Origin of the sequence: Marinobacterium profundum, from assembly GCF_001528745.1 — a bacterium.
Lineage (GTDB): Bacteria > Pseudomonadota > Gammaproteobacteria > Pseudomonadales > Balneatricaceae > Marinobacterium_A > Marinobacterium_A profundum.
This window is the reverse complement of the sequence record NZ_BCNS01000011.1, coordinates 1-9,238: the sequence shown is the minus strand read 5'-3', so window position 1 is coordinate 9,238 and position 9,238 is coordinate 1. Positions and strand designations below refer to the sequence as shown.

Annotated in this window: 7 protein-coding genes; 2 read left to right on the top strand and 5 right to left on the bottom strand. The window is 49.5% G+C overall.

Translation table 11 applies throughout. The features are described from left to right. The first annotated feature begins 320 nt into the window (after window positions 1–320). Window positions 321–1,109 (top strand): cyclase family protein, encoded by a 789-nt coding sequence (locus MPRO_RS00955; protein ID WP_067285972.1) that lies wholly within the window; start codon window positions 321–323, stop codon window positions 1,107–1,109. A 129-nt stretch (window positions 1,110–1,238) separates the two neighbouring features. Beyond that, on the top strand, window positions 1,239–2,633 hold the full coding sequence (locus MPRO_RS00950; protein ID WP_067285970.1) for a purine-cytosine permease family protein: 1,395 nt from the start codon (window positions 1,239–1,241) through the stop codon (window positions 2,631–2,633). Between the two features lie 585 nt (window positions 2,634–3,218). Here the strand turns inward: MPRO_RS00950 and MPRO_RS00945 are convergent. From MPRO_RS00945 to MPRO_RS00925, 5 genes are all read right to left on the bottom strand, one after another. Next, window positions 3,219–5,405, bottom strand: a complete 2,187-nt coding sequence (locus MPRO_RS00945; protein ID WP_067285968.1) for an OsmC domain/YcaO domain-containing protein — start codon at window positions 5,403–5,405, stop codon at window positions 3,219–3,221. Window positions 5,406–5,700: 295 nt separating this feature from the next. Continuing rightward, the gene (locus tag MPRO_RS00940; protein ID WP_067285966.1) at window positions 5,701–6,534 is read right to left on the bottom strand and encodes a hypothetical protein; all 834 of its coding nucleotides are present in this window, start codon (window positions 6,532–6,534) and stop codon (window positions 5,701–5,703) included. Window positions 6,535–6,623: 89 nt separating this feature from the next. After that, the gene (locus tag MPRO_RS00935; protein WP_067285964.1) at window positions 6,624–7,412 is read right to left on the bottom strand and encodes an SIR2 family protein; all 789 of its coding nucleotides are present in this window, start codon (window positions 7,410–7,412) and stop codon (window positions 6,624–6,626) included. Further along, window positions 7,412–7,966: a non-canonical purine NTP pyrophosphatase gene (locus MPRO_RS00930; RefSeq protein WP_067285961.1), complete on the bottom strand. Its 555-nt coding sequence runs from the start codon at window positions 7,964–7,966 to the stop codon at window positions 7,412–7,414. The genes MPRO_RS00935 and MPRO_RS00930 overlap by 1 nt, the downstream gene beginning before the upstream one ends. Window positions 7,967–8,025: 59 nt before the next feature. Continuing rightward, window positions 8,026–8,682, bottom strand: a complete 657-nt coding sequence (locus MPRO_RS00925) for a hypothetical protein (protein ID WP_067285959.1) — start codon at window positions 8,680–8,682, stop codon at window positions 8,026–8,028. Window positions 8,683–9,238 lie beyond the last annotated feature (556 nt).

Here is a 9,238-nt window from a genome sequence, read left to right as displayed (position 1 = left end):
TTCTGGCGTGACGGACAAATAGGGAGGGAACGTATTTGTCCACCGGGTTAATAGTACAGAAAATGATTCGGGTACAGGCTTTTAGATTCCAGTTTACTTAGGCCGTGCAAAAACCAATTACCCGACACTAAAAACTGCAAATCGGATCGACAAAAAAATCGGATATAAAAAGCATAATATTCGGATAGCCAACTTATCTCAGCCAAAGATAAAGTTATATACATATGGAAGCGGTAAAATTTTATTTAGTCAGGCGATAAATCTATCTCTTTGTAGAACGTTTTTCCGTTACCCGCTATAAAATAACAAAGGAGACACGCATGATATCAACGCTTGAAAATCTGGCTCGGGATCTATCGGACAACAGCATCCGCATAGTGGATTTAACGCAAACCCTTTCCTCCGAATTCCCCGCCCTGGAGCTACCGCCACAATTTGCTCAGGTATGGTCTTTCAAGCAGGAGCGCATTTCAAAATACGATGAAAATGGCCCAGGCTGGTACTGGAACAATTTCTCCTGTGGTGAACACACCGGCACCCATTTCGACGCCCCCGTCCACTGGATCAGCGGCCGCGACTGCCCCAACAACAGCGTTGATACCATTGATGCCCGCCAGTTTATTGGCCCGGCCTGCGTAATAGATGCCAGCCAGGAGGTCGCCTGTAACGATGACTGGATACTCGACGTCGACTACCTGCTGAGCTGGGAAGCGCAGCACGGCCCCATCCCTGCGGGCGCCTGGCTGCTGTTGCGTACCGACTGGAGCAAACGCATCTGCGACCCCGCCGCCTTTGTGAACATGCATGAAGATGGCGCCCACACGCCAGGCCCAAGCCAGGCTGCCGTTGAGTGGCTGATCAAGGAGCGGGATGTGCGCGGTTTCGGCGTGGAAACCATCAATACCGATGCCGGGCAATCCTATGCCTGGCCTGTGGCCTACCCTTGCCACACCCTTATGCACGGTGCCAACAGGTACGGTCTGCAATGCCTTATGAATCTGGACCAGTTGCCACCCCAGGGCGCCATCATTGTGGCAGCGCCGCTGAAGATAAAAGACGGCTCGGGCAGCCCGCTAAGAGTGCTTGCACTGGTGCAGGATAAGCCCTGACCGCTTCCCTGTTCACTCATATGCACTCGTAAAAGCCCCATGACAACCTGTGCCGGCCGCCTGTAATGCCGAAAGGGAACAGGCCGCGCCGCGGCGCAGACTTTTTTATTCACACCACAGGTAAGGCAAATGGAAAACACCGAGGTTCTGCAAACAGTCATGGAAGACCATGCACTGGAAAGTGTGCCGGACAATGCACGGGAGGGTTGGTTAAAACTCTCCTGGAATACCGCAGGCATCGTAACCACCCTGATACAGCTGTTTTTCGGCGCCCTGGCGACCTTTGTTGCCGGCTTCAAGATAGCGATGATAGCGGGTATCACCGTGACCATTATAGGTTCACTGCTGGGGTGGCTTTGCGGCCATGTCGCCTTTAAATCCGGCTTATCCAGCACTGTCATGGCACGGCAATACGGCTTTGGCGTAAAGGGCTCGATCCTGGGTTCCGCAATCTTTGCCTTTATGATTATTGGCTTCCTGGCACTGGAGAACGCCCTGCTCTACCAGGGATTTCTGTTCTTCTTTAATATGCCAGACACTGTCATGAACCAGGTCATTATTTATGGCGCCCTATCCGCCGCCTGGATATTCCTCACCCTCTATGGCTTTAAACTGGTCTCCAGGGTCTCGTCCATCAGCCTGGTTCTGTTCCTGGTCATTCTGATCTACATGACTTACTCGGTACTGGTCACCACCAACCAGAGCTTCGCCGCCGCCACCTCCTTTGGCTCCATACTCCCGGCCGATGTACTGGCAGGCATGGGCGCCAGCACCGACATGGGCAAGTTCATCTTCTGCGTTAACCTCTTTATCGGCTCGGCCGGCGCCCTGGCACTGGTGGATGCGGATATAGGTCGCTATGCCAAAAGCTCAAAGGACATAGGTATTGCCGCCCTCCTGGGTAATATTTTCCTGGATATCGTTATGGTGGCGATTGGCGGTGTGGTCATGTTCGCCGGCAGTGGCAGGCTCATCGACTCCTACATGGCCAAGGGCATTCCTGCCGATGTCGCGCAGAGCATGGCGCTATCCCCCGATGGCGTGGCCGCAGCCTTTATCGTGTTTGGCGGCATTATCGGCTTTATCCTGATGATCATGGCCCAGGGCAAAGCCCAGGTACTCAACACCTACAGCGGCTCGCTGTCACTATCCAACCTGTTTGATGCCGCCAACCTGCGCATGCCCCGCTGGATGCTGGTTGTCGGCGCCAACCTGATTGCGCTGGCGATGATCACCATGAACATTCTTGGTCTGGTGCAGTCCTGGGTGAATATCCTCGGTGTTCTGACCACGGCGTTCGCCAGTATCATGCTGGCCGACTACTTTATTATTCGCAAAAACGGCCGTGACAAACGGGTCCACGACGAAGCCGTAAACTGGGCCGGTATCATCAGCACCCTGGTGGCCTCGGTACTGGCGCACTATGTACTCAATAGCCTGATTCCGGTCGAGTTCTTTACCAGCCTGGTGGTTAGCGTGACCCTGTATGTGATCCTGCGTAAGTCGGTTTTTAAACCCGCTTGAACGGGCATGAGGTGTTGGCCTGTGGGGCCAGCACCTCATCAGGACTTGTAGGTAAGGGTTCAACCACATGGGTAACAGTGCAGTTCAATGACATGGGTAACACTTTACTGGGAGTTTGTATGTCTTGGAACTTGGAGCTGCAGTGCTGGCGGGCGTTTCGAGGGTGATTGAGAGTCTGTATTTCGCCTATGGGCGACATACTTTCTTTGCTCGTGCAAAGAAAGTATGCAAAGAAAGCACGCCCCAATCAGCCGGCCTTCGGCTGCACTGCGCGCCGGAATGATGCTCCGGACGCCGCTAACGGAACATCCTGTTCCTAATCGGCGGTTCGGCAGTCCCTGCCTCACCCCTTCGGGTCTGATCGGAGCATAATCCCGGTGCTCGTCGGCTGCTAAGGGGTCCAGAGCCGTTCTGGCGTCTTGGCGGTACCGACTTAACACTTGCGGTTTGATATCCAATTGCTGGATGGGGAAAGCAGAGCCTGCCCATCCGAAGCTGGCTTTTGCAGGATGCCCATGACTTTCAAGCGGATTGCACCGAGCGACGGAATGCCGCCCGGTACAGTTGTGACTTCCCGGTTACCGTTTAGCTCGCTGACTTTGCAGCCCGCAGTGCGTGCAGTTTTTTGTAGCTTTCGATCAGGCGCAGGTGCTTGTCGAGGCCTTCCAACTGCATGTTGGTGGGAGTCAGGCCGTAGAAACGCACAGTGCCATTCACCGAGCCGACGACGGCGCTCATGACGTCGTCACCAAACATGCGCTTGAGGTTGGTGAGGTAGTCATCGAGTTCAAGCTCGTCGTCCAGGGTGATTTCCAGCACCGCATTGACCGCGCGGTAAAAGAGCCCGCGCTCAACGGTGTTGTTGTTGTACTGCAGGAAGCTTTCAACCAGCTCCAGCGCCTCTTCATGCTGTTGCAGCGCCAGATAGATCAGCAGCTTGAGCTCAAGAATCGTCAACTGTCCCCAGACGGTGTTTTCGTCAAACACTATGCCGATCAGGGTGATGATATCCATGTAGTTGTCGAGCTGGCTTTCTTCCAGCCGCTCTGCCAGTTCGGCCAACTGTTCATCACTCAGGGAATGAAGGTTGAGGATGTCTTCGCGGTAGTTCAGGGCTACGTTGGTGTTGTCCCAGATCAGATCCTCCACCGAGTAGACTTCCGAATAGCCGGGCACCAGGATACGGCAGGCAGGCGCACCCAGGTCTTCATGCACCGCCATGTAAACCTCTTTACCCATCTCCTTGAGGATGCCGAACAGGCAGTCGGCTTCTTCTTCATTGGTGCCGGAGAAATCCCATTCGCAGAATTCGAAATCCTGCTTGGCACTGAAGAAGTGCCAGGAAATCACCCCGGTCGAATCGATAAAGTGCTCAACGAAGTTATTGGGTTCGCAGACGGCCATACCGTTGAACGTCGGCGGCGGCACATCGTTCAGACCTTCGAAGCTGCGACCCTGCAGCAGTTCGGTAAGGCTGCGCTCCAGTGCAACTTCCAGGCTTGGGTGCGCGCCGAAAGAGGCAAAGACACCGCCTGTTCTGGGGTTCATCAGGGTGACACAGGCCACCGGAAACTGACCACCGAGGGAAGCGTCCTTTACCAGCACAGGAAAGCCCTGCTCTTCCAGCGCCTTGATGCCTTCAAGCACATCGGGATACTTTGCGAGCACCTGGGCAGGCACATCGGGCAGCGCAATTTCGCCTTCGATGATCTGCTTCTTTACCGCCCGCTCAAAGATCTCCGACAGGCACTGCACCTGGGCCTCGTACAGGGTATTGCCGGCACTCATGCCGTTACTGAGGTACAGGTTCTCGATCAGGTTCGAGGGGAAGTACACCACCTCGCCATCAGACTGGCGCACAAAGGGCAGCGAGCAAATACCGCGCTCACTGTTGCCTGAGTTAGTATCGATCAGGTTGGAGCCGCCAAGCTCGCCGTCCGGGTTGTAGATGGGCAGGCAGTAATCATCCAGAATGCCCTCGGGCAGCTCGTCCTGCGGCCCCGGCTTGAACCACTTCTCGTTCGGGTAGTGAACGAAGTCGCCATTGGCGATTTCACTGCCAAAGAACTGATCGTTGTAGAAGAAGTTGCAGCTCAGGCGCTCGATAAACTCACCCAGCGCCGAACAGAGCGCACTTTCCTTGGTCGCGCCCTTGCCATTTGTAAAGCACATAGGCGAGGCAGCATCACGAATGTGCAGCGACCACACATGGGGCACTATATTGCGCCAGGAACCGATCTCGATTTTCATCCCCAGATCCGCCAGGATCGCCGTCATATTGGCGATGGTCTGCTCCAGCGGCAGATCCTTGCCCAGAATAAAGGTGCTGGAATCACCTTCTGGCTTGGCCATCAGCAGGGCTTGCGCATCCTGATCCAGGCTATCTACGGTTTCAATCTCAAATGTGGGGCCCGTCTGCACCACCTTCTTCACGGTACAGCGCTCGATCGAGCGCAGGATACCGGCACGGTCCTTCTCAGACAGGTCTTCCGGCAGCTCTACCTGAATCTTGAAAATCTGGTTATAGCGATCTTCAGGATCAACAATATTGTTCTGCGACAGACGGATATTGTTGGTCGGAATGTCACGCGCCAGGCAGTACACCCGCACGAAATAGGCCGCGCAGAGCGCCGAGGACGCCAGAAAGTAGTCAAACGGGCTCGGCGCCGAGCCATCACCCTTGTAGCGTATGGGCTGGTCTGTGATGACGGTGAAATCGTCAAACTTGGCTTCAAGTCTGAGATTGTCGAGAAAATTGACTTTGATTTCCATTCCGGGGGTACCAGGGTTGCAGAATTTGGCAGGCAGGGAGCCTAGATTGCCGCCATTATCCAGTTTTTACCCCCCCTCGTCTCGAGTGCCTGGAACAAAGTCGCGACTGATTTGGGCTCAGGCCTGCCGCGAACCGTGCGGACTCGAAGCAAGCGCAGGCCTCGGTACCTCAGCAAGGCTGGCTCGTAGAGCTTCTATCAGGGATCTAGCGTCAAACGAAGGTATTGAACTGCCAGCTGAAAAGTAAGAGGCACAAGGAAAGACTGACCCTGCCCTCCTTCTCTGCTGCGATTTGTTAGGCACTTGTTACTTTGTTGCGTGGGATAAATCGCAGTTCTATATTTGCAGGGCATTTTTCTACTCTACGCTTCCAGAACCTCTCTACTCTCGCTAGTTCCGATTCATCAAAATAGTAAACAACAGCAATAATTAACTTAAAGTTAGATTCAAAGAATTTGTCTGCTACAACTGCGTTGTACAAAAGCCTGTCGACCATGCCAAAACCGTGACTTAAACTTCTGATTGCTTTTACTTCAAGAAACGTAGCCTTACCATTTGGCATCTGTAAAAATGCATCAAATTGGGCTTCAGTACCTCCAATACCCACATTCTCGTCAGCTTTAGCATTTAGTTCCGATGAAATCGATTTAATAACAGCCTTCTCAATATCTCTCAGCTCTTCTCGAAAACGTCTGTGTTCTTCTAGTCTAGATTCAATCTCGTTCTTTTCGCTAGAATTATTAACAGGCGCACTAGCATTGCTAGTCAAATCCGAGCGAGTTTGATCGTCAGGTGTTTCGTCATCACCGAGGGATTCCTTAACTTCCTTATCTAGTCTCTTCTCCTGCTCCTCTGGGGTTAATGTTATTAAGAATGATTTGTCATCCTTAAAGTCGCCGGGGGCATACAACTTCCCATGGTGCTTCGTGACCAATTTATAGAAGGTAATCAAAACCATGACAGGAAAAGCAACAATAAAAAATATCAAAGGCCACCTTTCTGCCACTGTCAATTTTTCTGCTGAAGAATCAAGGAGCAGGCTCGCGAAGCCATAAATAAGTGATATAAATAGAGCAATAATACCCAACGGATTCCGCGCAAAATCCTTTGCACCTTTTAAAAAATCCATGAACTCTCCAGTTTAATTGGATGCGTAACGCCCGCGTAATAGGCACGAGCTTGCGAGCGTCCTACTTGACGCGTTTGTTAGCTGCTTAGTCACTGGAATTTCTCCAGAAACTCTTTCAATGCCTTCTGGGGATCATCTTCTTTTGATGTGATCATATTTATACCCCACTGATCCAAGATTGCTTCTTGGATGGGATTTGGCCTATGAGTGAAAACATATGATCGAGGCTGGACACCGCCACCATTGTTGGTTTTCCAGAGCTTGGCCAACTTATAAAACAGGAATCGCAAGTTTACATCCGTCAAGCTATACCCGATAAACAATACGGATTTGCCAAGAACATCGGACCTAAGTTTTATATCCAAAGGCGTTTCGAATTCAAGCCTTTCGTAGTAGCTTGATTCATCCAACACAATTGTATCGTCGTTATCGAAGTCACCATGAAACTTAATAACCTGCGTAACTCCATCTTTAATAAGGGGGATATCGGAGACGCCAGCTATTTTTGTAAATCGCTTTTGATAAAGTCCAAACGACTTTTCAATCCAGCGGTCGTAGTTAGTAGTGTAGATAATGGGAAACTTAGAGTTTGCAATTAGCTTGTGGATTTCGGAGCCTGCAAGGTCCACTTTTTCGGAGTGCCAGTTTGTATCCATCCAGCTTCTGAGAGGGCCGATACTTCCTTTTTTTACACGATAGTATTCGGCTAACGCCAAGCTTTCGCCAAAAGATTTATAAATCTCAGGATCATATCCAAGCTCTTTCGCGATGTGATCAATTAACTCTGACCATGTTGGAAGCCCAAGATTATTTGATACGCCAGCACCGACGAACAAAATTACATTTCTTTCTCGATAGGAGGAAATCAACTCATTCATTACAAGACCTCCTTCTGCAAGAATTCTCGAAACCGATCAAAGGCGATTTTTCTCATGGATATTTTATTCTTCTCCTCGCCAAGTTCTGCGAAGGTCTTGTCATAGCCTTTGGGTATAAAAACACAATCCCATTGAAAATCTCGATTACCTCTCGGTTCTTTAGAAATATTACCCTCTACTTCGCCTTCAAATACATGGATTTTTTTAGAATCACAGAAGGCGATAACGGTTTTCGCCGTTAATTCAGTATTCTCAAGGCTACCAAGTAATTTGGAAAAATTATCTGCCTTTAACTTATCCCAGAAAACCTGCGTCAGACCGCCAGGAAAACCTTGCAAACTATTAATATAAAGCCCCGTGTGCTCTATAAAAACAGGCCGCCCTATCATATTAAAAGCCTTCAGAACCTTATCTCTGACTATATCCTGAATATCTTCGGTTTGAATCTCATGGATTTTTAAAGGTACATCGACGATCGAAACACCTATATCACCTAGAATCGCTTCAACCTCTCTCGCCTTATGAGAGTTCTTTGTTACAAATCTTATTTTCATTTTCTCGCTCGATATGCGATTTGACAGCTAACATTTATTTATGAGTAATACTCACAAAACTACCCAATTACCTTGAAGCGAAATTGATTTATTGCTTCTTCATGCTCTGGTTTTAAGTCAGGTATTGTCCAGATTGCCCACTGGCTAAAATTATTAAACTTTGGGCTCTCATCTAGAATGTCAGTAACCATTGATGTGGAGGCAATAACTGCGACAATTCTACTGGCAGATAAGTATTTTTTGAAGTGGCGCTCATGTAGTTGCAAGAACTCCATGTTATGAGCATGCAGTTTGTCGCCCGCTTCTTGGAATGTGCGCGCCTTTAACAAGACAGCCTCTGGAATCAGATCGTCGATGTTCATTGCAATGATGCCAAACTCATGATTGTTTTCAATTTGTGAAACCGCCTTGGATAGCACCTTAGGCACACCATTTCCTGAGAAGGTTTTTTTGCAAGGAATAGCTATACTGATCTGGTTAATATTTACAACTATATCCGGCTCTTCTAAGTTTGTTTCAGGTATAACTTTCTTTATTTTAGAAAATACTTCCAGTTCCCACAGTATGCTTTTTGCGTGAGATTCTTTTCTCTCAAAAAAATCTAGAGTTCCATTTAATAGATCACGCAAGTACTTTTCTTTATTTTTTTCAGATACAAGCAACCGAATACCACTATAAATTCGCTCTACATGAAGGGTACTAAATAGCTTGTTCATGTCTGTTTAAAGGTTTCCCTTAGACCATTGATCAGCAATATCTCGTGCATCGCTTAACAAACTTTTCAGATTCTGCGAGGCACTAATATCAATATTCGAATCTGAATATATGCGCTCAATCTCTTCTACCTGGGTAGTAATGGCCTCATGCGGAAATCGTTGTTTATTTGATCTTTCTAAAGGTCTCATATATATGCGAAATTTCTAGTTTTATAACTGGTTCCGAGATTATTCATAACGTACCGCTAAACGGTGAACGAAACGCAGTGTAGTGAGTCCAGTGGAGGCCGAGATTTTTGCGGCCGGAACGGTGTTTGAGCGGATTGTTAGCTGTATTTTATATAGCACCTAGCTCTTCCTTCCCCCCGGTGTCAGGGTAGTTGTCGCCTGATCAGTTTCATCTAAACCAAAGTCCCGGGGACGGAAAGAGTCATGCGATGCGACGTTATTCACCCGAGCGTAAAGAGGCCCTGCTGAAGAAGCTTTTACCGCCACACAATATGTCTGTGGCCGAGCTCGCCCGCAGGGAACAGTCACCTACGAAACATCTGCCGCG